We start from the raw sequence: 22,727 nt of genomic DNA, 5'->3' as shown, positions 1-22,727 counted from the left end.
CAGTTTGTTTCTTGAAAATCAAAATCTGCTGTGATATGATTTTGACAAGTTAAATAAAGTCCTGATGTGTTAGTTGTACACCTAGTTTTGACCGAACATTTTTTTGATTTGGGAGCCCGCATTTTTAAATGGCGTACATGCCTCTTTTCATTCGTTAAGAGGACTTACAAGATTTAAAAAAGGGCACCCACCTGCTGAGAGCGGGTTCAAAACGAAGGAAAGCTGCAACGGCACAATTGGGACTTTATTTTTTGTGCGCTAAAACCAGCGGCTTTTTGACAAGCCGAGTTTATAAAACCAGAATGTGGAGTGAGGTTCTTGTTACATCAGTTTTCCAGAAATGAGCTAGCGATTGGAAAAGAAGGGCTGGACACGTTAAAAAACAGCACGGTGGCCGTTCTCGGCGTCGGCGGAGTCGGTTCATTCGCAGCCGAAGCATTGGCGAGGTCCGGAGTGGGGCGGATCGTGCTTGTCGATAAAGATGATGTTGACATTACAAACGTAAACCGCCAGCTGCATGCGCTCTTGTCGACGGTGGGACAGCCGAAAACAGACTTGATGAAAGCGCGGATCGCGGATATTAATCCGGATTGCGATGTCGTCGCCTTAAAAATGTTTTATACGGAAGAGACATATGAGCAGTTCTTTGAGCATCCGCTTGATTACGTCATTGACGCGTCGGATACGATTCATTATAAAATTCATCTGATGAAAGAATGTCTGAAACGGAATGTTCCGCTGATTTCAAGCATGGGAGCGGCGAATAAAACAGACCCGACACGCTTTCAGATTGCTGATATTTCAAAAACCCATACCGATCCGATTGCCAAAGTCGTCCGCACAAGGCTTCGCAAAGAGGGCATTAAAAAAGGCGTACAGGTCATTTTTTCTGATGAAAGCCCGATCGTCATCCGTGAGGACGTCAGAAAAGAAGTCGGGAATGATGAAGCGAAAATCCGCAAAGCGCAAATGCCGCCGTCTTCCAACGCCTGGGTTCCGTCAGTGGCCGGTCTGATTATGGGCGGACATGTTGTCATGGAGCTCTTAAAGGACATCGACATTAAACGGGTTAAAGATAAATAAAAAGAAAAACAGCCTTCTTCAGGAAAGGCTGTTTTTTTTATTTGAATCCGCCGTTTACACGAAAGATTTTGGCCGGTATCAAAAAAGACAAGAACACATAGGGTGTCCTTGTCCGGTTATTTTTTCTGCTTCATCAGTTTTTCATACACTTGCTTTATGGCGGCTTCAAATTTCCCCGTTTGTTTCGGTTTATAGTATTGCTTGTTTTTTAACGGATCAGGCAAATATTGCTGTTCGACCCATCCGTTCTCGAAATCGTGAGGATATTGATAGCCGATCCCGCGTCCGAGCTCTTGGGCCCCTTTATAGTGGGCGTCTTTTAAATGTTTCGGCACATTGCCGATTTTACCCGTCCTGATGTCTTTGAGCGCCTCATCAACGGCTGAGATGGCGGAGTTTGATTTTGGCGAGAGGCATAATTCGATTACCGCATTGGCCAGCGGAATTCTCGCTTCCGGAAAGCCGATCCGTTCTGCGGTCTGAATCGCGCTCAGCACCCGGGGGCCTGCCTGCGGGCTTGCGAGGCCGATATCTTCATAGGCGATCACGAGAAGTCTTCTTGATATGCTTTCAAGGTCGCCGGCTTCGATCAGACGGGCCAGATAATGAAGGGCGGCGTTTGCGTCCGAGCCTCGGATCGATTTTTGGAAGGCGGATAAGACGTCATAATGCGCATCGCCGTTTTTATCATGAGTATAGCTTTTTTTCTGCAGACATTCTTCCGCCGTCTCCCGTGTAATCCGGATCGTGCCGTCGCTTGATTCCTTTGTGGAGAGCACGGCAAGCTCAAGTGCGTTCAAAGCGGAGCGGACGTCTCCTCCGCACCCTTGTGCGAAATGATCCATCGCGTCGTCGTCCACCGAAACGCTGTAGGAACCGAGCCCCCGGTGTTCATCTGTGAGCGCTCTTTCCAATGCCTGCTTGATCAGATCGGGTGTTAACGGTTCAAGCTCAAATATCTGGGTCCGGCTTCTGATGGCCGGGTTAATGGCATGATAAGGGTTGGCGGTCGTCGCGCCGATTAAAATAATCATGCCGTTTTCTAAATAGGGCAGCAGAAAATCCTGCTTTCCCTTATCAAGCCTGTGCACTTCGTCAAGGATTAAAATGACCTGGCCTGACATTTTCGCTTCCTGTACGACAATCTCCATGTCTTTTTTATTATGAATGACGGCATTCAATTTCCTGAATGCGATGCTTGTCGATCCTGCGATCGCTGTGGCGATGGACGTTTTTCCGATGCCCGGCGGTCCGTACAGGATCATGGATGATAAGTGCTTTGCACGCACCATTCTGCCGATGATTTTATCCTCTTTGACCAAATGTTCCTGGCCGATAATGTCTTCGATATTGGCAGGCCGCATCCGATACGCCAATGGTTTCATGAACATCTCTCCTTACATATACAGGGTAACGGAAAACGGACGATTAGAAAAGCGAATTGCGGCGGGCCCCGTGTTTCAATGAAAATTAGGATAAGTTATGTTATAATAACAGTTGGTCTATAAGATACTAAACAGATTATTCATATCCATTTACTTGTATAAATTAACAATTAGAATTGACTGGGGTGTTCATATTGAAAATATCGACAAAGGGAAGATACGGGCTCACCATTATGATTGAATTGGCGAAAAAGCACGGAGACGGTCCGACGTCGCTCAAAAGCATCGCCCAAACAAACAGCCTTTCTGAGCATTACTTGGAACAGCTTGTATCACCGCTCAGAAACGCCGGACTCGTAAAAAGCATCAGAGGCGCTTACGGGGGTTACGTGCTCGGGGGCCAGCCTGAAGAGATAACGGCCGGAGATATTATCAGAGTGCTGGAAGGGCCGATCAGCCCGGTAGAAGTGCTTGAGGATGAAGAGCCTGCCAAGCGGGAGTTATGGATCCGCATCCGCGACGCTGTAAAAGACGTGCTGGACAGCACGACGTTAGAAGACCTTGCGAGCTACACGGACGGCGAGCAGGAAGCTTATATGTTCTATATTTAAACCAGAGGTGTACAGACAATGGAACGGATTTATTTAGATCATGCCGCGACTTCCCCGATGGATGAGCGTGTGCTCGAAGAGATGAAGCCCCATTTCTTCGGCAGTTTCGGCAACCCGTCAAGCATTCATTCATTCGGGAGAGAATCCCGGAAATGGGTCGATGAAGCGAGAGCGGACATCGCGCGCGAAATCAGTGCGAAAGAACAGGAAATTATTTTCACAAGCGGCGGCACGGAGGCTGATAATTTAGCGATTTTCGGAACGGCTGCCGCCCGGAAGAATGAAGGTAAGCATATCATTACGACCGCTATTGAGCATCATGCTGTATTGCACGCCTGCGAAAAGCTGGAAGAAGACGGCTTTGAGGTGACATACCTCATCCCCGGCCCTTCAGGACGGATCAGTGCAAATCAGGTGAAAGAAGCGCTCCGTGATGATACAATCCTTGTTACCGTCATGTATGGCAATAACGAAGTCGGTACCATTCAGCCGATTGACGAAATCGGAGAGCTGTTAAGCGGGCATCAGGCCTATTTTCACACAGATGCCGTCCAGGCATTCGGTTATATGCCGATTGACGTGAAAAAAAGCAGAATTGACATGCTGTCTGTTTCCGGTCACAAGCTTAACGGGCCTAAAGGGACAGGCTTTTTATATGTAAATCAAGAGGTGAAGCTGTCACCGATTCTTCTCGGGGGAGAGCAGGAACGAAAGCGCCGCGCGGGGACGGAAAATGTACCGGGCATCGCCGGCTTAAAAGAAGCGGTCGTCCTTTCAAACCGTGAGAGGGAAGAGAAAACAGCGAAGTATAAGGAGTTTAAGAACATTATCATGAGCACGCTGGAAAAATCCGGCGTCACAGCGGAGGTGAACGGAGATGCCGAGAAATGCCTGCCTCATATTTTAAACCTTTACTTTCCCGGTGTGCCGGTGGAAGCGCTGCTGGTCAATCTTGACATGGAAGGCGTTGCCGTCTCCAGCGGATCTGCTTGTACGGCAGGATCCGTTCTTCCGTCCCATGTGCTTACGGCCATGTTCGGAAGTGAGAGCGGCAGGCTGACTTCGTCAATCCGCCTCAGCTTCGGCCTCGGCAATACGGCGGAACAAATCGAAACAGCCGCCGAAAAGCTTGCCGCCGTCGTTAAACGGCTTGCTTAAAACGGCGGACTTACGTTTTTAATGGAGTGAATGCAAATGGAAAAACGGCCGGAGGATACAAGAGTCGTAGTCGGCATGTCCGGCGGCGTGGACTCTTCCGTGGCGGCCCTTCTGCTGAAGGAGCAGGGCTACGATGTAATCGGAATCTTTATGAAAAACTGGGATGATACGGACGAAAATGGTTTTTGCACGGCGACGGAAGATTATGAAGACGTCATCCGGGTCTGCAACCAGATCGGAATTCCGTATTATGCCGTCAATTTTGAGAAGCAATATTGGGAAAAGGTATTTCAATATTTCCTTGATGAATATAAAGCCGGAAGAACCCCCAATCCGGATGTCATGTGCAATAAAGAAATTAAGTTTAAGGCTTTCTTGGATCATGCTCTGTCACTCGGCGCGGATTATCTTGCGACGGGCCATTACGCCCGCGTGGACAGAAGCGCAGGTACAGTGCGCATGCTCCGCGGTCTGGATGAAAACAAGGACCAGACTTATTTTCTGAATCAGCTCAATCAGGAACAGCTCAGCAAAGTCATGTTCCCGATCGGTGATCTGCAAAAAAGCCGCGTGCGGGAAATCGCCAAAGAAGCGGAACTTGCGACAGCTGCGAAAAAAGACAGCACGGGAATCTGCTTTATCGGCGAACGCAACTTCAAAACGTTTCTCAGCCAATATCTCCCCGCTCAGCCGGGCGATATGATGACAATGGACGGAGAAGTAAAAGGGCGTCATGACGGTCTGATGTATTATACAATCGGACAGCGCCACGGTCTTGGAATCGGCGGAAGCGGCGAGCCGTGGTTCGCCGTCGGTAAAGATCTTGAAAAAAACATTCTGTATGTTGATCAAGGATTCCATAATCCGCTTCTGTATTCTGATAAGATCACGGCGACAAATGTCAGCTGGACGCGTCCCGGTCTGATGGACGGCGGCGAAATGACATGCACGGCGAAATTCCGCTACCGTCAGGAAGATCACAAAGTAACGGTGAAAATGACGGGTGATGATGAAGCGGAAGTCATTTTTGACGGGCAGGTACGCGCCGTTACGCCGGGACAAGCCGTCGTTTTTTATGACGGAGAAGAGTGCCTCGGCGGCGGAACGATAGATGACGTTTATAAAGACGGAACAAAACTGTGGTACGTATAACACATGTAAAAAACCTCAACTCGCATGTTGGGGTTTTTTAGCGAAAGGAAGTTAAAAATGGATTATAATAAAATCGGGATTGACGCCATGCAGGAGGGCGATTTTGAAAAAGCGGCGGAGGCATTTACGAAAGCGATTGAGGAAAACGGGCAAGATCCGGTGCCGTATATCAACTTCGCAAATCTGCTTTCTTCTGTGAACGAACTCGAACGGGCGCTTGCATTCTATAACAGAGCGCTCGAATTGGACAATTCGGCGGCAGCCGCTTATTACGGTGCGGGAAACGTATATGTGATGAAAGAATCGTTTTCCGAAGCGAAGGATATGTTTGAAAAAGCGCTTCGCTACGGAATGGAAAACGGAGATTTGTTTTATATGCTGGGGACCGTTCTCGTTAAATTAGAGCGGCCGAAGCTTGCACTGCCATATTTGCAGCGTGCCGTTGAATTAAATGAAAATGACACGGAAGCACGCTTCCAGTTCGGAATGTGCCTCGCAAACGAAGAAATGCTGGATGAAGCTCTGGCGCAGTTTGAGACGGTGATCGAGCAGGACCCAAGCCACGCGGACGCATTTTATAATGCCGGGGTCGCTTACGCGTACAAAGAAAATCGTGAAAAGGCGCTTGAGATGCTGGAAGGCGCAATCGGCATACAGCCTGATCATATGCTTGCGCTTCATGCGAAACAGCTTATCACCCAGTCATAACAAAAGGAGGGAAGGCTCGTGGATCAGCTGAACATCGAGGAACAGCCGTATGTAAAAGGCGTCATTCATACGGTCATTTATCACAATGACACCAACCTGTATACAGTGCTGAAAGTCAAGGTTGCAGAAACGTCTGAGGCGATCGAAGACAAGGTCGTATCCGTAACGGGCTACTTCCCTCTGCTGCAAGAAGATGAGACCTACACATTTTACGGAAAAACCGCCACGCATCCTAAGTTCGGCCTGCAATTTCAGGCTGAACACTTTAAAAAAGAAATTCCGACCACAAAAGAAGGGATCATTCACTATTTATCAAGTGATCTGTTTGAAGGAATCGGAAAAAAAACGGCGGAAGAAATCGTCAAAAAGCTCGGAGATGGCGCGCTCAATAAAATTCTGACGGATGCGTCGGTGCTTTACGATGTGCCGAAAATGTCGAAAAAGAAAGCGGATAAGCTTGCCGGAGAGCTGCAGCGGCATCAGGGGCTTGAGCAGATTATGATCTCTCTGAACCAATACGGTTTCGGGCCTCAGCTATCCATGAAAATATATCAGGCCTACGAAACGGAAACACTGGAGAAAATTCAGGAAAATCCTTATCAGCTTGTAAAAGACGTTGAAGGCATCGGCTTTGTGAAAGCTGACGAGCTGGGCGGAAAAATGGGTCTGTCAGGAAACCACCCGGAGCGGATCAAAGCGGCAATCTTATATACGATTGAATCGACCTGTCTTTCAGAGGGCCACACGTACATAGAAACAAAGCAGCTGATAATCAATACGCAAACGCTCCTGAATCAGTCAGCTGAAGGCGGCCGGGTCACGGAAATGGATGCGGCTGACGGCATCATCGCCCTCGGGGAGAGTAAGGATATCGTCATAGAAGGAGAACGCTGCTATTTTCCGTCCTTGTTTTACGCCGAACAAAATGTCGCAAAACGCGTGCTCGACATTGCGGCTCAGACGGAGTATGCCGATCAATTTCCTGAATCGGAATTTCTGCTTGCACTCGGTGAACTGGAAGAACGGATGAATGTTCAATACGCACCAAGCCAAAAGGATGCCATTCAAAAAGCGCTGTCTTCACCGATGCTTTTACTGACCGGAGGACCTGGGACGGGGAAAACGACCGTTATTAAAGGAATCGTGGAATTATACAGTGAACTGCACGGAGTATCGCTTGACCCCGGTGATTATAAAAAAGACGAGGCGTTCCCGGTGCTGCTTGCCGCGCCGACGGGAAGAGCCGCAAAACGGATGAGCGAATCTACGGGTCTGCCGGCTGTTACGATACACAGGCTGCTCGGCTGGAATGGCGCTGAAGGCTTTACCTACAATGAAGATCAGCCGATAGAAGGGAAACTGATCATTATAGACGAAGCGAGTATGCTCGATATCTGGCTCGCCAGCCATTTGTTTAAGGCGCTTCCTAAGCACATTCAGCTCATTGTCGTCGGTGATGAAGACCAGCTTCCTTCAGTAGGACCGGGGCAGGTGCTCAGAGACCTTTTGGCTTCTGAGGTGCTGCCGACCGTGCGCCTGACAGATATTTACCGTCAGGCTGAAGGATCATCCATTGTGGAACTTGCGCATGATATGAAAAAAGGACTGCTTCCAAAGGGGCTGACCGCGCCGACAAAGGACCGCTCATTTATCCGCTGTAATTCTTCACAGATTAAAGAAGTCGTGGATCAGGTCGTCTCGAACGCGTTAAAAAAGGGGTATACCTCCAGGGATATTCAAGTGCTGGCCCCGATGTACAGGGGAAAAGCGGGAATTAACGAGCTGAATATGCTTCTTCAAGACATCATGAATCCGCCGAAAGAAAAAAGGCGGGAGCTGAAATTCGGCGATGTCGTCTACAGGACGGGCGATAAAATATTGCAGCTTGTCAACCAGCCGGAAAACAATGTGTTTAACGGCGATATTGGCGAAATCGTGTCCATTTTTTATGCCAAAGAAAATACGGAAAAAGAAGACATGGTCGTCGTCTCGTTTGACGGCAACGAAATCACCTTTACGAAAAAGGATTTCAGCCAGTTTACCCACGCTTACTGCTGTTCCATTCATAAGTCGCAGGGAAGTGAATTCCCTATTGTCGTCCTGCCTGTCGTCAAAGGCTACTATCGAATGCTCAGGAGAAATCTGCTTTATACCGCCATAACAAGAGCGAAAAAATTTCTGATTCTTTGCGGAGAAGAAGAAGCGCTTGAATGGGGCGTCAAAAACAATGATGCCACCGTCAGACAGACGTCGCTTAAAAACAGGCTCACAGAGCAGACTGAAGAGATGGATGCAGAACTGGCCGCCCTGCAAAAAGAGCTGCCGTTCAGTGTATATGATGCGAACATCGGAATGGAAGGCATCACGCCGTTTGACTTTATGGAAGAAAAAGCGTAAATAAAACCCGGAGCATAAACATGCGCCGGGTTTTCGCCTGTGGAAGTCATTTCAAAGTATGCTGCCCGGCTTCTTGGCAAAACCTATACGTGTTCAACAAAAGGTGGTTGATCACACTTTGAGAACATGCCATGCAGCTGAAGGACGAACAGTATATGACGAAAACACCGGGCGCAGTCTCGGGATGATATCGGATGTATGTTTCTCTCTGGACGGCCGGTTTCTCGGTTTCGTGCTGGAGCAGAAACGCCTGTTTCATAACCGCCATCTTTTTTTAGAGGCAAGTGATATAAAAGAGATGGATCAAGAAGCCGTAGCTGCCGGTCATGCTCATTTGCAGCCTTTGCCGAAGAGCTGTTTCACCTTTGAACAGATTAAGATGCAGCCGGTGAAATCGCCTGATGGTGAAATGTTCGGTTTGCTGGAAGATGTATACTTTTGTTTGGACAGGGGCATAATCGTAGCATATGAACTCTCGGACGGCTTCTTTTCAGATCTGGCTGGCAGACGCCAAGTGCGCCGCGCCGCCGATACGCTTATTGAAGCGGGGAAAGAAGGCATCGTCCTGAACGGATAAGAGGTGTAGTCTGTGCTTGTATGTCCGAACTGCAAAAGTAAAGATATCGGCAAAATCGGCGTAAACCAATACTATTGCTGGGGCTGCTTCATTGAGCTGACGGTGGCCAAAGGCAAAATTGCGACACATCAAGTAGAGGAAGACGGCACGTTAAGCAGTCTTGATGATTTGTTTTCTGAAGACGAACGCAGTATCAATTTTTAAAGTTGAAAGGAGATACGCGCGATGGGCAGAACAATGACCTCTCTGTTGGCTTTAGGAGCTGGAGCCGTTATGTATCGTATGGCTTCTCAGTCCGATATGCTGAATAAAAAAGGTATGAAACGGATGAGAAGACGAGTCATGAAAATGTTTTAAGCAGAAAAAAGGATACTTCTCCGGAAGTATCCTTTTTACGTTTGTCTCGCTTCCAGCCGTCTGGCTGCGAGAGACAGGCAGTAATTAACCGCGAAATACATCAGGGCCGCCAGCAGAAAGATCGGGAAAAAATATCCCCCGTCAGCGCTTTGTCCGTTTAAAATCTGCGCGTTATGAATCAGTTCGGGCAGAGCGATGACGACCGCAAGTGACGTATCCTTTAATAAGGAGATAAACTGGCTCACAATCGGAGGAACCATACGCCTGAGCGCCTGCGGCATGACGACGAGAAAAAGAGTCTGCGTGTACGTCAGTCCTGAAGAACGTGCCGCTTCAATCTGTCCTTTGTCAACGGATTGCAAACCGCTTCTGATGATTTCTGACAGCATGGCCGATTCAAAAATCGTAAGCGCCGTGATGGCAGCCGCGGTAATTTCCAGTTTGATCCCGATTTCCGGAAGGGCAAAAAACGTAAAGAAAATGATTAATAACAGCGGCAGGTTGCGGATGGTTTCCACAATGGCCGCTATAATGCCCGAGACGATAGGAATTTTCGCATAGCGCAAAGTGCCGGCGGCAAGCCCGAAAATAAAACTCAGGACAATGGAGATCAGCGCAACATAAAGTGTGACCAAAAAGCCGTCCCATAAAAACAGCAGATGGTCAGGTGTATAGGCGCCGCTAAAATCCATGTTTTTCACTCTCCTTCTCTAATAACTCTTTCCGAGACGTCTTTCCAAATAGTGAACCCCGATGCTGAGCGGGATCGTTACTATCAAATAAAAAAGCGCGACGAAAATATAGACATCAAACACGACAAGAGTGCTTGAGGAAACGAGATCCGCCTGATACATCAAATCGAGTCCCGCCACCACTCCGAGTATTGATGAGTTTTTGACAAGGTTGAGAAATTGGTTTCCGAGCGGGGGAATCACGATTTTTACGGCCTGAGGAAGAATGACGTATCTCATCGCCTGACTGTAGGTGAAGCCTGACGATCTGGCCGCTTCCATCTGCCCTTTTGAGACAGTCTGAATTCCGGCTCTGATGGCTTCTGCGATAAAGGCAGACGTGTAAATCGTCAGCGCAATCGTTCCCGCCTGAAAGCCGTCCAGTCTCAGCCCAGCGTTCGGAAGTCCGAAATAAAAAACGAATGTGATGAGGAGAAGCGGGATGTTGCGGATAAATTCCACATACGCAGTGCCGATCCATTGAAGGGGTTTGAAAGCCGTGATTCTCATGACTGCGATCAGAATGCCCAGCGCAAAGCTACCTGCCAGCGCGATGAAGCTCGCAAGCAATGTGTGCAGGAAACCGTCCATATACATATCGAAGTTTTCCGTTAAAATTGAAAAGTTCATCTATGTCACTCCTTATAAAACGGGGATGAGCATGCCTGCTCATCCCGCGGTCCTTTCTATTTTGCCGGTTCTTCTTTAATCCATTTTTTATAGATTTTTTCGTACCTGCCGTCGGCTTTCATTTTTTTCAAAGAGGCGTTGATTTCCTTGATGAGTCCGGATTGGCCTTTTTTGACGGCGATTCCGTAAGGTTCATCGGTGAAGGTTTCGCCTGTCAGCTGATATTGTTTATTTTCATCTGCCATGCCGTATAAAATTGCATTATCGGTTGTGAGCGCATCTCCCTGTCCCGCTTTAAGCGCAGTGAACGCTTCGGCGTAATTTTCAAATTCCAGCACTGAGGCGTCAGGCGCTTTTTCTCTGATGTTTTGTGAGGAAGTAGAGCCTTTTACCGCCAATACTTTTGAGCCTTTTCCCAGGTCTTCGGTGCTTTTGATGCTGCTTCCTTTTTTGACGAGCAGGGATTGCCCGGCTTCAAAATAAACATCTGAGAAATCAACTTCTTTTTTCCGCTCATCCGTTATCGTCATCGTGGCGGTGATGGCATCGATATCGCCGTTTTGCAGCATCGGAATTCTCGTTTTTGACGTCACTTCTTTAAATTCCGCTTTCTTCTCATCCCCCAGAATATCTTTTGCGAGCTGTTTTGAGATATCAATATCGAAGCCTTCAATATCACCGGAGCTTGGGTTTTTCAGCCCGAATAACCTCGTGTCGGTTTTGACGCCGAAGATGATTTTGTCTCTGTCTTTAATAGAGGCTAACGTGTCTTTTCTCGTTCCTTTTGAATCTCCGGACGTTTCTTTCCCTCCGCAGGCGGCCAGCATAAAGACGGCCAGCAGTGATATCAATCCGAATGACAACCATTTTGTTACGCGTGACATAAGCGCTCCTCCGTTTCTTTTCAGTGATTTAAAATACGGCTTAAGAATAAACGCGCCCTCTCTTCACGGGGGCTTTCGTAAAATTCAGCCGGTGCAGCTTCTTCTAAGATGGCTCCGCCGTCGATAAACACGATGCGGTCCGCCACTTCTTTTGCGAATCCCATTTCATGTGTGACGACTGCCATGGTCATGCCTTCCTTTGCGAGTGTTTTCATGACATCCAGCACTTCCCCGATCATTTCCGGATCAAGCGCGGATGTGGGTTCATCAAACAGCATAATTTCGGGCTTCATCGCAAGCCCCCTGGCGATGGCGACACGCTGCTGCTGGCCGCCGGAAAGCTGTGAAGGATAAGCGTCCGCTTTTTCCGGTATACCGACTTTTTTCAAATAGTATAAGGCCGTTTCTTTTGCTTCTTCTTTTGATTGCTTAAGCACTTTGATCGGTGCGAGCATGATGTTTTGCAGAACGGTTTTGTGCGGGTACAGATGAAAATGCTGGAACACCATGCCGATATTGCGGCGGACTTTATTTATATCCGTTTTCTTGTCATGGATGGAGACGCCGTTTACCGTTAAGGCGCCTCCATCAACTGTTTCCAGCTGATTAATGCAGCGGAGAAGCGTGCTTTTTCCCGATCCTGAAGGTCCGATGATAACGACGACTTCCCCTTTTTTAATGTGCAGATTAATGTTTTTCAGCACGTGGAAATGTCCGTAGTGCTTATTTACATCCTGAAATGAAATCATGGCCATCCTCCTTAAAAAACATGAGTCATATTGACTGGACAGTTTTTGAAATCCTTTAACACATTACGATGGTTATACAGATTTTTATGAATATTATTTAGATTATTTCGTAATTTCTGATAATTATTTCCGTCAAGAGGTCTGCGTCATAAGGCGGAGTTTATGAAACGGGAATAATTCCGGCTTTCTGTCAAAAGATAAAGCAAGAGGTGAAACGTCATGCTTCAAAAACCGCTGCAGCTCTTAATGTGGACGGCTGTATGTCTGCTCGTTTTGTTAACAGTGTATGTCTTTTGCATGCTCGATATGTTATGGTCTCCCATTTGGCTTGTTATAAAATCTCTCTTTATTCCTATATTTATCGCAGTATTTATTGCTTATCTTTTACTTCCGATTACTGAATGGCTTCATAGAAAAGGGATGCCTAGAACTTTAAGCCTGCTTCTGATTTATTGCCTGTTTTTCGGCGGAATCGGCTGGGGGGTTTATAAAGGGGTTCCTGTTTTAATTGAACAGCTGCAGGATCTGTCTGAGAGCATTCCCGGTCTTGCCAAAAACTACAACAGCATGCTGAAGCATCTGCATAATCACACGGATCATTGGCCTGACGGCATGCACCATCGAATGGACAAAATGATTCAGCAGACAGAAACGTTTCTTGCCGGCACGATTGAAAGCACGATCAGAAGCATCCGTTTCGTGCTTGATTATATCCTGATCGCGGCGACGATTCCTTTTCTCGTGTTCTATATGGTGAAGGATATAGACGTCATGAAAAAGACAGTCTGGTATTTGACGCCGAAGTCCTGGAGAAAAAGGGGGAGTGAATTTCTGCGGGATGTAGACGACTCTCTCGGTGATTACATCCGCGGTCAGCTTCTCGTTTGTTTTTTGCTCGGGCTAATAGCCGGCGTTTCATTTTGGCTGTTCGGGCTTCCTTACCCGCTGATTTTGGGCCTTGCCATCGGGATTACGAATGTCATCCCGTATTTCGGTCCGTTTATCGGCGCTGTACCGGCGCTGCTCCTTGCGCTGGCGATTTCTGCTAAAGCTGTGATCATCGTAATCGTCACGATTTTTATTCTGCAATTTATAGAAGGAAACATTTTGAGCCCGCTTATTGTCGGGCGCAGTCTCAGAATGCACCCCGTCGTGATCATGCTGGCGCTCCTTGCCGGCGGAGAGCTCGCGGGCATTCCCGGCATGATTCTCGCTGTTCCGGCGGCAGCCGTTTTAAAAGTGACGGCCATACACTTTTTGCGGATCAGGACGGAACATTGACATTCGGGTTCTGCTTGTCTATAATTTCGAGTAGAATACATACGAATCTCGAGTGACGGATATGAGTACGCCGAAGCCCTGTTTAAGAGAGAAGCTCCGATACGCTGAAAGGAGCTTCAGCAGAAGATCGGCGGAAGCTAATCCTGAGTGCAGTTAAAGGCTGCCGCAGTCCTGCGTTACGGGATGAAAGGTGACAGGCCTTTTTCGGCCTGTAATCAGGGTGGTACCGCGAGACAGCTCTCGTCCCTGTGTGAACGCATGGTTTGCATAGGGAGAGAGCTTTTTTGCTGTCGCAAAAGAGAATTTCGGGTAGTGATAAGGAGGAATATAGATGAAACACTTAACTTCTGCTGAAGTGCGTCAAATGTTTTTAGATTTCTTTAAAGAAAAAGGCCATGCCGTTGAACCGAGCGCCTCATTGGTTCCGCATGAAGATCCGTCTTTATTATGGATCAACAGCGGCGTTGCGACGCTGAAAAAATACTTTGACGGCCGCGTTGTGCCGGAGAATCCGAGAATTGTAAACGCGCAAAAATCAATCCGAACAAATGATATTGAAAATGTGGGGAAAACGGCGCGCCACCACACGTTCTTTGAGATGCTCGGAAACTTTTCCATCGGTGATTATTTTAAAGAAGAAGCGATCACGTGGGCATGGGAGTTTTTAACGAGCGAAAAGTGGATCGGCTTTGATCCGGAGCTGCTGTCTGTAACGGTTCACCCTGAGGATGAAGAAGCTTATACGCTATGGGCGGAAAAAATCGGCGTTCCGGAAGAAAGAATCATCCGTCTGGAAGGGAACTTCTGGGATATCGGCGAAGGCCCGAGCGGACCGAATACGGAAATTTTCTATGACCGCGGCGAGAAATACGGCAATGACCCGTCAGATTCTGAATTGTATCCGGGCGGCGAAAATGATCGCTATCTTGAAGTATGGAACCTGGTATTCTCAGAGTTCAACCACAACCCGGACGGCACGTACACACCGCTTCCGAAGAAAAACATTGATACGGGCATGGGGCTTGAACGGATGGTCTCCGTGATTCAGGATGTCCCGACAAACTTTGACACTGATTTGTTTATGCCGATTATTGAAGCAACAGAGCGCATTTCCGGAGATGCTTACGGAAAGGACGCAGTGAAGGATACGGCCTTTAAAGTGATCGCCGATCATATCAGAACGGTCGCATTTGCGGTAAGCGACGGGGCGCTGCCTTCGAACGAAGGGCGCGGGTATGTACTGAGACGCCTCTTGCGCCGGGCAGTGCGATACGCGAAAACCCTCGGTATCAGCCGTCCGTTTATGTACGAGCTGGTACCGACTGTTGCAGGAATTATGGACGCTTTCTATCCGGAGGTGAAAGAAAAGCAAGAGTTTATCGCCAAAGTCATCAAAACGGAGGAAGAGCGCTTCCACGAAACATTAAACGAAGGTCTGGCCATTTTATCCGACGTGATAAAGAAAGAGAAGGAAAAAGGCAGCGGCATCATCTCCGGAAAAGACGTATTCAAACTGTACGATACGTACGGATTCCCGGTTGAATTGACGGAGGAATACGCGGAAGATGAGCAAATGACGGTTGACCATAAAGGCTTTGAAGCCGAAATGGAAAAACAGCGTGAACGGGCGAGAAATGCGCGCCAAGATGTAGGAAGCATGCAGGTTCAGGGCGGCGCGTTGCGCGACATTACCGCAGAAAGCACATTTGTCGGCTACAGTGCCGTAAAAGCTGAAGCGAAGGTGATCGAGCTTCTTCATGACGGGCAATTAATCAGCGATGCGCATGAAGGGGATACCGTCCAAATCCTTCTTGACAAAACGCCTTTCTATGCTGAAAGCGGCGGACAGATCGGTGACAGAGGAGTGCTGAGAAGCGAGCAGGCTGTCGTAACCATTAAAGACGTGAAAAAAGCTCCGAACGGTCAGCATGTACACGAAGGCACGGTGGATAGCGGCACGATTCAAAAAGGCGCAAGCGTGACGGCTGAAGTTGAAGATCAAATGAGAAGCGGCGTGGTGAAAAACCATACGGCTACCCACCTTCTGCACCAGGCGCTGAAAGACGTTCTCGGCACACATGTCAACCAAGCGGGTTCACTCGTTACCGAAAATCGCCTGCGTTTTGACTTCTCTCATTTCGGTCAAGTGACGAAAGAAGAACTTGAACGCATTGAAGGAATCGTCAACGAAAAAATCTGGGAGAGCATTCCGGTAGCGATTGATTTGAAACCGATCAATGAAGCGAAAGAAATGGGCGCGATGGCCCTGTTCGGCGAGAAATACGGCGATATCGTCCGCGTCGTACAAGTCGGAGATTACAGCCTTGAGCTTTGCGGCGGATGCCATGTCACGAATACGGCTGAAATCGGCCTGTTTAAAATCGTATCCGAATCAGGGATCGGCGCAGGGACGCGAAGAATTGAAGCCGTAACAGGAAAAGGCGCTTATCAGGAAATGAACAGCCAGCTCACCCTTCTGCAGCACGCTGCGGACGAGTTGAAATCAAACGTAAAAGACGTACCGAAGCGAATCCAGTCTCTTCAAGCAGAGCTGAAGGAAGCGCAAAGAGAAAATGAATCATTGCTCAGCAAACTCGGCAATGTGGAAGCCGGAGCCATTCTGTCTAAAGTAAAAGACATCGGCGGCGTAAAAGTGCTGGCTGAAAAAGTAAATGCGAAAGACATGAACCACCTTCGTACTATGGTGGATGATCTGAAAGCGAAGCTCGGTTCTGCGGTCATCATTCTCGGCGCCGTGCAAAATGAGAAAGTCAACCTTTCAGCAGGCGTGACGAAAGACCTGATCGAAAAAGGCCTTCATGCCGGCAAAATGGTCAAACAAGCGGCTGAAGTCTGCGGAGGCGGAGGCGGAGGCCGTCCGGACATGGCGCAGGCCGGCGGAAAGCAGCCTGAAAAATTGGAAGAGGCGCTGGCATCTGCGGAAGATTGGATAAAATCCGTTTTATAATCCTTTCAAGTAGTGTAGAATGATGATAAGATGAGGACCTCAGGCTGAACTTTGCCTGCGAATTTGGGAAAGAGGTGCAAAACGGTGAGCTCGTTTGATAAAACGATGAAATTTAATTTCTCCGATGATTCTGCTGAAACAAACGTCGAAGAAGTGCTGAATACGGTATATGATGCGCTTCAGGAAAAGGGGTACAATCCTATCAACCAGATTGTCGGATACTTGCTGTCTGGAGATCCTGCATACATTCCTAGGCATCGCGACGCCCGGAACTTAATTCGCAAACTGGAACGTGACGAATTAATCGAGGAATTGGTAAAATCCTATCTAGAACAGCATAAAGAGGCGTAAATACATTCATGAGAATATTGGGACTTGATCTTGGAACGAAAACACTCGGCGTAGCTTTAAGCGATGAAATGGGCTGGACCGCTCAAGGCATTGAGACGATAAAAATAAACGAGGCTGAAGGAGATTACGGTCTGGACCGTTTATCCGAGCTGATGAAAGACTATAATGTAGAGAAGATCGTGCTCGGTTTTCCGAAAAACATGAACGGGACGATCGGTCCGAGAGGCGAAGCCAGCCAAACATTTGCGAAACTGCTTGAAACAGCGTACAATGTCCCTGTTGTGCTGTGGGACGAGCGTCTGACGACGATGGCGGCTGAAAAAATGCTGATCGCGGCTGACGTCAGCAGGCAAAAACGAAAAAAAGTCATTGATAAAATGGCGGCTGTCATGATCCTTCAAGGATATCTGGACAGTTTAAACTAAGAGGTGAAAAAAATGGAACACGGCGAAAAACACATTACAATTGTCGATGATCAAGGCAACGAACAGCTTTGCGAAGTGCTGTTCACATTTGAAAACGACACATTCAACAAATCTTACGTACTTTATTATCCGATTGATGCTCAAGACGATGATGAAATCGAAATTCACGCTTCAAGCTTCGAACCGAACGAAAACGGTGAAGACGGCGAACTGATGCCGATTGAAACCGATGAAGAGTGGGAAATGATCGAAGAAACGCTGAACACGTTTTTAGCGGAAGAAGACGAAGAATAAAATGAACGGAAAAAGCCGGAGCGCATATGCGCTTCGGCTTTTTTTTGTAATAAATTGCCGAATGCACATGAATCATGTAGTATAAGAGCTGTTGGGAGGAAAATACTTGTATGAATATCAATCAGACTAAACATTCATTTCCGCGTAAAAACAAAAAAACGACGATAATACTGTCCTCCGTGATCGCTCTGCTTATCATCATTTGCGGTGCTTTTTTCTATGGAAAATCTCTGCTGTCCCCGGTTGACAAAGGCAGCAAAACGGCAGTCAATATTAATATTCCGAGCGGTTCTTCCGTTTCGGCAATCGCTGAAATTCTTGAGGATCAGCATGTCATCAAAAGCAAAAAAGCATTTCAGCTGTATGTGAAGTATAAAGGCGCTTCCGGGTTTCAGGCGGGATTTTACCACCTGAATAAAGGAATGGATGCGGATGCGATTATCAAAAAACTGACCGTGGGATCAACGGGATATGCCTTTCAGATCTCCGTTCCTGAAGGAAAACAGCTTACACAGATTGCGGATGCGATCGCAAAAGAAACATCATATTCAAAAGAAGAGATCATGGCGAAACTGGATGACAAAACATTCATCGGCAAACTGAAGAAACAGTTTCCTGATACGATAACGGACGCACTTTCAAACAAGAAGCTCAAGCATCCGCTCGAAGGCTATCTGTATCCGGCCACATATCCGTTTAATGATCCGGATGCATCGCTTGACACGATTTTGACGGCAATGGTTCAGGAAACAAACACCCGTATCGAAACGTATAAATCTGAACTGGAAAAAAAGAAACTTTCCGTCCATAACGCGCTGACAATGGCATCGCTAATTGAAGAAGAAGCCACCGCCAAAGCTGACCGTCACAAAATCGCCAGCGTTTTTTACAACAGGCTCGAAGAAAAAATGCCGCTGCAGACTGATCCGACGGTATTATATGCGGCCGGTAAGCATAAAAGCCGGGTCTACTACAAAGACCTGAAAATTGATTCTCCGTTTAATACGTATAAACATAAGGGGCTGCCGCCGGGACCGATTGCAAATGCCGGTGATTCATCATGGGAAGCGGCTCTCCGCCCTGACAAAACGGATTATCTCTATTTCCTTGCAAAATCAAACGGCGAGGTCGTTTTCACCAAAACATTAAAAGACCATAATAAAGCGAAGGAAAAGTATATTTCCAAAAAAGACAGCGAATAAAAGGAGGGCAAAAGCTCTCCTTTTATTCCATTCTGAAAGGTTTTATGATAAAATATATCGGGTTGTTTACTTATGGATAAAGAAGTGTCTTAAGAGAGTGTCCCCGCGGATTCGTCAGGGGCACTCCTTTTTAGAACGGAGGCTGTTTGCCGTGAATGATCGGTATGAACAAATAAACGAGTATATAAACGCGATGCTGAAGCCTCGGCCTGATAAAGTGAAAAAGCTTGAAGCCTATGCAAAAGAGCACCATGTTCCGATTATGGAAGAAGCGGGCATTGAAGTGCTGCTTCAAATGCTGTCGATTCAACAGGCGAAAAACATTTTGGAAATCGGCGCGGCAATCGGATATTCCGCCATACGGATGGCGCTTGAGCTTCCGGGTGCGAATATTTACACGATTGAACGGGACGACAAACGCTATGAAGAAGCTGTGAACAATATAAAAGACTTTGAAATGGAAAACCGGATTCACGTAATGCACGGGGATGCGCTGGAACTTTCTGAGTCTGTCCGTGTCACGGCTCCTTATGATGCCATTTTTATCGACGCGGCCAAAGGCCAGTACACGAACTTTTTTGAGCTCTATGAACCGATGCTTGCGCCGGATGGAGTCATTTTTACGGACAATGTTCTGTTTAAAGGACTGGTGGCACAAAATCACTCGGACATTGAGCCGAAAAGAAGACGGAAGCTTGTTGAAAAAATTGATCAATATAACCAATGGCTGATGAACCGGCCTGACTATCAAACGGTCATACTGCCGGTCGGAGACGGCATCGCCATCAGTAAAAAGAAGAGGTGAAGGATCATGAAAAAACCTGAACTTTTGGTGACTCCGACTTCTGTACAGGATATTCTTCCGCTCATTCAAGCGGGCGCAACGGCCCTGTTGGTCGGAGAACAGAGATACGGCCTGAGACTGGCCGGTGAATTTTCAAGAGAAGATATAAAAGAAGCCGTAAAGACAGCTCATCAGGAAGGCGCGAAAGTGTACGCCGCCGTCAATGCTATTTTTCACAACGAAAAAGTGGACGAGCTGAACGGCTATCTTGCCTTTTTGCAGGAGGCCGGCGTTGATGCGGCTGTTTTCGGTGACCCGGCCGTTTTAATGGCGGCGCGTGAAGCGGCTCCCGAGCTTAAACTGCATTGGAGCACGGAAACAACGGGAACCAACTACTATTCCTGCAATTACTGGGGACGCAAAGGCGCACGGCGGGCAGTGCTGGCTAAGGAATTAAATATGGACAGCATCATTGACATAAAAGAAAACGCCGAAGTGGAAATTGAAATTCAAATCCACGGCATGACGTGCATGTTCCAATCGAAGCGTTCTTTAGTGGGCCATTACTTCGAATACCAAGGTAAAGTCATGGACATCGAACAGAAGAAAAAAGAAGCGGGGATGTTTCTGCATGACAAGGAACGGGGCAATAAATACCCGATTTTTGAAGATGAAAACGGCACGCACATCATGAGCCCGAACGATGTGTGCATGATTGATGAATTAGAGGACCTGATGGACGCCGGCATCGATTCTTTCAAAATCGACGGAGTTTTGAAGTCTCCTGAATACTTAACTGAAGTGACCCGCATGTACAGAGAAGCAATCGATTTGTGCTTCGAAAGCCGAGAGACATACGAAGAGAAAAAAGAGAGCTGGATAGAGCGGATTGAAAGCATTCAGCCTGTGAACAGAAGCATCGACACAGGATTCTTCTTTAAAGAAACGGTCTATTAAAAAGGAGGGTGCAACGGATGACAGCCGTAAATCAAACCATTTCCAAAGTCGTAAACGGAAAACGCGTCATTACGAAAAAACCTGAACTCCTTGCTCCGGCAGGAAACCTTGAAAAATTAAAAATTGCCGTTCATTACGGAGCGGACGCGGTTTTTATCGGAGGACAGGAATACGGACTCCGCTCAAATGCGGATAACTTCTCAATAGAAGAAATTGCAGAGGGCGTAGAATTTGCCAAAAAATACGGGGCAAAAATATATGTGACAACAAACATTTTCGCCCATAATGAAAATATGGACGGTCTGGAAGAATACTTAAAAGCGTTGGGAGACGCAAAAGTTGCCGGAATTATCGTCGCTGATCCGCTGATTATTGAAACATGCCGGAGAGTGGCCCCGGACGTAGAAATTCACCTCAGCACACAGCAGTCCCTTTCCAACTGGAAAGCGGTGCAGTTCTGGAAAGAAGAAGGGCTTGACCGCGTGGTGCTTGCCCGTGAAACGAGCGGACTGGAAATTAAAGAAATGAAGGAAAAGGTGGATATTGAAATTGAAACCTTTATCCACGGCGCCATGTGTATCGCTTATTCAGGCCGATGCGTGCTGAGCAATCACATGACGGCCCGGGATTCCAATCGCGGCGGCTGCTGTCAGTCCTGCCGCTGGGATTATGACCTGTATCAGACAGACGGTGCAAACGCGGTCGCGCTCTATGACGAAGAAGACGCTCCGTTTGCGATGAGCCCGAAAGATTTAAAATTAATTGAATCCATTCCGCAAATGATCGAGATGGGCATCGACAGCCTGAAAATTGAAGGCCGGATGAAATCGATTCATTACGTTGCGACGGTTGTCAGCGTGTATCGCAAAGTCATCGACGCATACTGCGCTGATCCTGAAAACTTTGTCATTCAAAAAGAATGGCTGGATGAGCTGGACAAATGTGCAAACCGGGATACCGCGCCTGCTTTCTTTGAAGGCACGCCCGGGTATGAAGAGCAGATGTTCGGCGAACACGGAAAGAAAACAACATTTGATTTTGCCGGTCTCGTGCTCGCGTATAACGAGGAAACTCAAATGGTGACGCTCCAGCAGCGCAATTTCTTTAAACAAGGTGACGAAGTGGAATTTTTCGGTCCTGAAATCGACAATTTCACATTCACAATCGGCACTATTTGGGACGAAGACGGAAACGAGCTTGATGCTGCCCGCCATCCCCTGCAAATCGTTACATTTAAAGTAGACAAAAAGATTTATCCGAGCAACATGATGAGAAAGGGGAAGTAATCACCAATGGGTAAGAGTCCTGTAGTTATAGGCATCGCAGGAGGTTCCGGATCAGGAAAAACAAGCGTCACCCGTTCCATCTATGAACAGTTTAAAGGACACTCGATTTTAATGATCCAGCAAGACCTTTATTATAAAGACCAAAGCCATCTTCCGTTTGAAGAAAGGCTGAACACAAACTATGATCACCCGCTCGCATTTGATAATGACTATTTAATCGAGCATATTCAAGAGCTTTTGAATTACCGGCCGATAGAAAAGCCGATTTATGATTATAAACTGCATACGCGTTCTGAGGAAACCATTCCGGTTGAGCCGAAGGATGTCATTATTCTGGAAGGCATTCTCGTTCTCGAAGATAAAAGACTTCGCGACCTCATGGATATGAAACTTTATGTCGACACGGACGCGGATCTCCGTATCATCAGACGGATTATGAGAGATATTAACGAAAGAGGCCGTTCAATCGATTCTGTCATTGAGCAGTATGTGTCCGTCGTCAGACCGATGCACAATCAGTTTGTTGAACCGACGAAACGCTACGCGGACATCATTATTCCGGAAGGCGGGCAAAACCACGTCGCGATTGATCTGATGGTCACGAAGATTCAAACGATCCTTGAACAAAATGCAATTTTGTAATACCATAGCATAGACATAAATAACTCAGACCATATTATGTATAGGCTGGAAGGGAATGAGACAGTTCCCTTCTTTCCCTGTTTATAAACCGAAACATTTGCAGAAAACACACATT

24 protein-coding genes, 1 other RNA gene and 1 other annotated feature are annotated in these 22,727 nt (G+C 47.3%); of the genes, 20 read left to right on the top strand and 5 right to left on the bottom strand.

Going from position 1 to position 22,727, the window contains the following annotated elements; all coding sequences use genetic code 11:
- Positions 1 to 55 precede the first annotated feature (55 nt).
- Both ssrS and BR62_RS0108840 read left to right on the top strand, forming a co-directional pair.
- Positions 56 to 247: non-coding RNA, 6S RNA (gene ssrS, locus BR62_RS19155), on the top strand.
- Between the two features lie 71 nt (positions 248 to 318).
- Positions 319 to 1,083, top strand: coding sequence for a tRNA threonylcarbamoyladenosine dehydratase (locus BR62_RS0108840; RefSeq protein WP_015240289.1), 765 nt, complete (start codon positions 319 to 321; stop codon positions 1,081 to 1,083).
- A gap of 116 nt (positions 1,084 to 1,199) precedes the next feature.
- Here BR62_RS0108840 and BR62_RS0108835 read toward each other — a convergent pair whose 3' ends face one another.
- Positions 1,200 to 2,468, bottom strand: coding sequence for a replication-associated recombination protein A (locus BR62_RS0108835; RefSeq protein ID WP_032870540.1), 1,269 nt, complete (start codon positions 2,466 to 2,468; stop codon positions 1,200 to 1,202).
- A gap of 194 nt (positions 2,469 to 2,662) precedes the next feature.
- Here BR62_RS0108835 and cymR point away from each other — a divergent pair, with 194 nt between their 5' ends.
- The 8 genes from cymR (at position 2,663) to BR62_RS19150 (ending at position 9,428) form a co-directional block, all read left to right on the top strand.
- Positions 2,663 to 3,079: a cysteine metabolism transcriptional regulator CymR gene (gene cymR / locus BR62_RS0108830; protein ID WP_003152730.1), complete on the top strand. Its 417-nt coding sequence runs from the start codon at positions 2,663 to 2,665 to the stop codon at positions 3,077 to 3,079.
- 18 nt (positions 3,080 to 3,097) lie between these two features.
- Positions 3,098 to 4,237 carry a cysteine desulfurase family protein gene (locus BR62_RS0108825; RefSeq protein WP_012118078.1) on the top strand — a complete coding sequence of 380 codons (1,140 nt, stop codon included), beginning with the start codon at positions 3,098 to 3,100 and terminating at the stop codon, positions 4,235 to 4,237.
- A gap of 36 nt (positions 4,238 to 4,273) precedes the next feature.
- Positions 4,274 to 5,389 (top strand): tRNA 2-thiouridine(34) synthase MnmA, encoded by a 1,116-nt coding sequence (gene mnmA / locus BR62_RS0108820; protein WP_012118077.1) that lies wholly within the window; start codon positions 4,274 to 4,276, stop codon positions 5,387 to 5,389.
- Positions 5,390 to 5,476: 87 nt separating this feature from the next.
- A complete protein-coding gene (locus tag BR62_RS0108815) occupies positions 5,477 to 6,097 on the top strand; it encodes a tetratricopeptide repeat protein (RefSeq protein ID WP_156097778.1) in 621 nt (206 codons plus the stop codon).
- A gap of 18 nt (positions 6,098 to 6,115) precedes the next feature.
- Positions 6,116 to 8,494, top strand: coding sequence for an SF1B family DNA helicase RecD2 (gene recD2, locus BR62_RS0108810; RefSeq protein ID WP_007408204.1), 2,379 nt, complete (start codon positions 6,116 to 6,118; stop codon positions 8,492 to 8,494).
- 118 nt (positions 8,495 to 8,612) lie between these two features.
- Positions 8,613 to 9,071, top strand: coding sequence for a PRC-barrel domain-containing protein (locus BR62_RS0108805; protein ID WP_007408205.1), 459 nt, complete (start codon positions 8,613 to 8,615; stop codon positions 9,069 to 9,071).
- A gap of 12 nt (positions 9,072 to 9,083) precedes the next feature.
- Positions 9,084 to 9,275 carry a hypothetical protein gene (locus tag BR62_RS0108800; protein ID WP_003152738.1) on the top strand — a complete coding sequence of 64 codons (192 nt, stop codon included), beginning with the start codon at positions 9,084 to 9,086 and terminating at the stop codon, positions 9,273 to 9,275.
- A gap of 21 nt (positions 9,276 to 9,296) precedes the next feature.
- On the top strand, positions 9,297 to 9,428 hold the full coding sequence (locus BR62_RS19150; RefSeq protein WP_003152741.1) for a YrzQ family protein: 132 nt from the start codon (positions 9,297 to 9,299) through the stop codon (positions 9,426 to 9,428).
- 35 nt (positions 9,429 to 9,463) lie between these two features.
- Here BR62_RS19150 and BR62_RS0108795 read toward each other — a convergent pair whose 3' ends face one another.
- The 4 genes from BR62_RS0108795 to BR62_RS0108780 are packed head-to-tail and all read right to left on the bottom strand — an operon-like array spanning position 9,464 to position 12,422.
- A complete protein-coding gene (locus tag BR62_RS0108795; protein ID WP_012118075.1) occupies positions 9,464 to 10,120 on the bottom strand; it encodes an amino acid ABC transporter permease in 657 nt (218 codons plus the stop codon).
- An 18-nt stretch (positions 10,121 to 10,138) separates the two neighbouring features.
- A complete protein-coding gene (locus tag BR62_RS0108790; RefSeq protein ID WP_032870534.1) occupies positions 10,139 to 10,789 on the bottom strand; it encodes an amino acid ABC transporter permease in 651 nt (216 codons plus the stop codon).
- A gap of 56 nt (positions 10,790 to 10,845) precedes the next feature.
- Positions 10,846 to 11,673 (bottom strand): transporter substrate-binding domain-containing protein, encoded by an 828-nt coding sequence (locus BR62_RS0108785; RefSeq protein WP_032870531.1) that lies wholly within the window; start codon positions 11,671 to 11,673, stop codon positions 10,846 to 10,848.
- 20 nt (positions 11,674 to 11,693) lie between these two features.
- The gene (locus BR62_RS0108780; protein ID WP_007408209.1) at positions 11,694 to 12,422 is read right to left on the bottom strand and encodes an amino acid ABC transporter ATP-binding protein; all 729 of its coding nucleotides are present in this window, start codon (positions 12,420 to 12,422) and stop codon (positions 11,694 to 11,696) included.
- Positions 12,423 to 12,641: 219 nt separating this feature from the next.
- On the opposite strand from BR62_RS0108780, the gene BR62_RS0108775 reads away from it, so the two are divergent.
- The 10 genes from BR62_RS0108775 to udk all read left to right on the top strand — a co-directional run bounded on the left by BR62_RS0108775 (position 12,642) and on the right by udk (position 22,612).
- Positions 12,642 to 13,703, top strand: a complete 1,062-nt coding sequence (locus BR62_RS0108775) for an AI-2E family transporter (RefSeq protein ID WP_007408210.1) — start codon at positions 12,642 to 12,644, stop codon at positions 13,701 to 13,703.
- A 43-nt stretch (positions 13,704 to 13,746) separates the two neighbouring features.
- Positions 13,747 to 13,954, top strand: a binding site (T-box leader).
- 80 nt (positions 13,955 to 14,034) lie between these two features.
- Positions 14,035 to 16,671, top strand: coding sequence for an alanine--tRNA ligase (gene alaS, locus BR62_RS0108770; protein WP_032870528.1), 2,637 nt, complete (start codon positions 14,035 to 14,037; stop codon positions 16,669 to 16,671).
- An 84-nt stretch (positions 16,672 to 16,755) separates the two neighbouring features.
- A complete protein-coding gene (locus tag BR62_RS0108765; RefSeq protein WP_012118070.1) occupies positions 16,756 to 17,022 on the top strand; it encodes an IreB family regulatory phosphoprotein in 267 nt (88 codons plus the stop codon).
- Positions 17,023 to 17,030: 8 nt separating this feature from the next.
- Positions 17,031 to 17,447, top strand: a complete 417-nt coding sequence (ruvX, locus tag BR62_RS0108760) for a Holliday junction resolvase RuvX (RefSeq protein WP_003152750.1) — start codon at positions 17,031 to 17,033, stop codon at positions 17,445 to 17,447.
- 12 nt (positions 17,448 to 17,459) lie between these two features.
- A complete protein-coding gene (locus tag BR62_RS0108755) occupies positions 17,460 to 17,741 on the top strand; it encodes a DUF1292 domain-containing protein (protein WP_003152751.1) in 282 nt (93 codons plus the stop codon).
- A gap of 110 nt (positions 17,742 to 17,851) precedes the next feature.
- On the top strand, positions 17,852 to 18,943 hold the full coding sequence (mltG, locus tag BR62_RS0108750) for an endolytic transglycosylase MltG (protein WP_032870526.1): 1,092 nt from the start codon (positions 17,852 to 17,854) through the stop codon (positions 18,941 to 18,943).
- A 151-nt stretch (positions 18,944 to 19,094) separates the two neighbouring features.
- Complete coding sequence (locus BR62_RS0108745) at positions 19,095 to 19,748, top strand: O-methyltransferase (protein WP_015387906.1); 654 nt, start codon at positions 19,095 to 19,097, stop codon at positions 19,746 to 19,748.
- A gap of 6 nt (positions 19,749 to 19,754) precedes the next feature.
- On the top strand, positions 19,755 to 20,684 hold the full coding sequence (locus BR62_RS0108740; RefSeq protein ID WP_007408214.1) for a peptidase U32 family protein: 930 nt from the start codon (positions 19,755 to 19,757) through the stop codon (positions 20,682 to 20,684).
- A gap of 17 nt (positions 20,685 to 20,701) precedes the next feature.
- Entirely contained in the window at positions 20,702 to 21,970 is a 1,269-nt protein-coding gene (locus BR62_RS0108735; protein WP_003152759.1) for a peptidase U32 family protein, read from the top strand.
- A gap of 6 nt (positions 21,971 to 21,976) precedes the next feature.
- Positions 21,977 to 22,612 carry a uridine kinase gene (gene udk, locus BR62_RS0108730; protein ID WP_003152763.1) on the top strand — a complete coding sequence of 212 codons (636 nt, stop codon included), beginning with the start codon at positions 21,977 to 21,979 and terminating at the stop codon, positions 22,610 to 22,612.
- Positions 22,613 to 22,727 lie beyond the last annotated feature (115 nt).

The sequence above is a fragment of the Bacillus sp. UNC69MF genome, from assembly GCF_000746035.1.
In the GTDB taxonomy this organism is placed as follows: domain Bacteria; phylum Bacillota; class Bacilli; order Bacillales; family Bacillaceae; genus Bacillus; species Bacillus velezensis.
The sequence above is the reverse complement of the archived record's forward strand: the minus strand, read 5'-3'. Positions and strand labels throughout refer to the sequence as shown.

Excerpts from the sequence above, each read along its gene's own strand:
- BR62_RS0108825 (WP_012118078.1), top strand. The coding sequence starts at position 3,098 with ATGGAACGGATTTATTTAGATCATGCCGCGACTTCCCCGATGGATGAG.
- mnmA (WP_012118077.1), top strand. The coding sequence starts at position 4,274 with ATGGAAAAACGGCCGGAGGATACAAGAGTCGTAGTCGGCATGTCCGGC.
- BR62_RS0108735 (WP_003152759.1), top strand. The coding sequence starts at position 20,702 with ATGACAGCCGTAAATCAAACCATTTCCAAAGTCGTAAACGGAAAACGC.
- ruvX (WP_003152750.1), top strand. The coding sequence starts at position 17,031 with ATGAGAATATTGGGACTTGATCTTGGAACGAAAACACTCGGCGTAGCT.
- BR62_RS0108755 (WP_003152751.1), top strand. The coding sequence starts at position 17,460 with ATGGAACACGGCGAAAAACACATTACAATTGTCGATGATCAAGGCAAC.
- mltG (WP_032870526.1), top strand. The coding sequence starts at position 17,852 with ATGAATATCAATCAGACTAAACATTCATTTCCGCGTAAAAACAAAAAA.
- BR62_RS0108780 (WP_007408209.1), bottom strand. The coding sequence starts at position 12,422 with ATGATTTCATTTCAGGATGTAAATAAGCACTACGGACATTTCCACGTG.
- BR62_RS0108740 (WP_007408214.1), top strand. The coding sequence starts at position 19,755 with ATGAAAAAACCTGAACTTTTGGTGACTCCGACTTCTGTACAGGATATT.
- alaS (WP_032870528.1), top strand. The coding sequence starts at position 14,035 with ATGAAACACTTAACTTCTGCTGAAGTGCGTCAAATGTTTTTAGATTTC.
- BR62_RS0108790 (WP_032870534.1), bottom strand. The coding sequence starts at position 10,789 with ATGAACTTTTCAATTTTAACGGAAAACTTCGATATGTATATGGACGGT.
- BR62_RS19150 (WP_003152741.1), top strand. The coding sequence starts at position 9,297 with ATGGGCAGAACAATGACCTCTCTGTTGGCTTTAGGAGCTGGAGCCGTT.
- udk (WP_003152763.1), top strand. The coding sequence starts at position 21,977 with ATGGGTAAGAGTCCTGTAGTTATAGGCATCGCAGGAGGTTCCGGATCA.
- BR62_RS0108835 (WP_032870540.1), bottom strand. The coding sequence starts at position 2,468 with ATGAAACCATTGGCGTATCGGATGCGGCCTGCCAATATCGAAGACATT.
- BR62_RS0108795 (WP_012118075.1), bottom strand. The coding sequence starts at position 10,120 with ATGGATTTTAGCGGCGCCTATACACCTGACCATCTGCTGTTTTTATGG.
- BR62_RS0108785 (WP_032870531.1), bottom strand. The coding sequence starts at position 11,673 with ATGTCACGCGTAACAAAATGGTTGTCATTCGGATTGATATCACTGCTG.
- BR62_RS0108775 (WP_007408210.1), top strand. The coding sequence starts at position 12,642 with ATGCTTCAAAAACCGCTGCAGCTCTTAATGTGGACGGCTGTATGTCTG.
- BR62_RS0108815 (WP_156097778.1), top strand. The coding sequence starts at position 5,477 with ATGCAGGAGGGCGATTTTGAAAAAGCGGCGGAGGCATTTACGAAAGCG.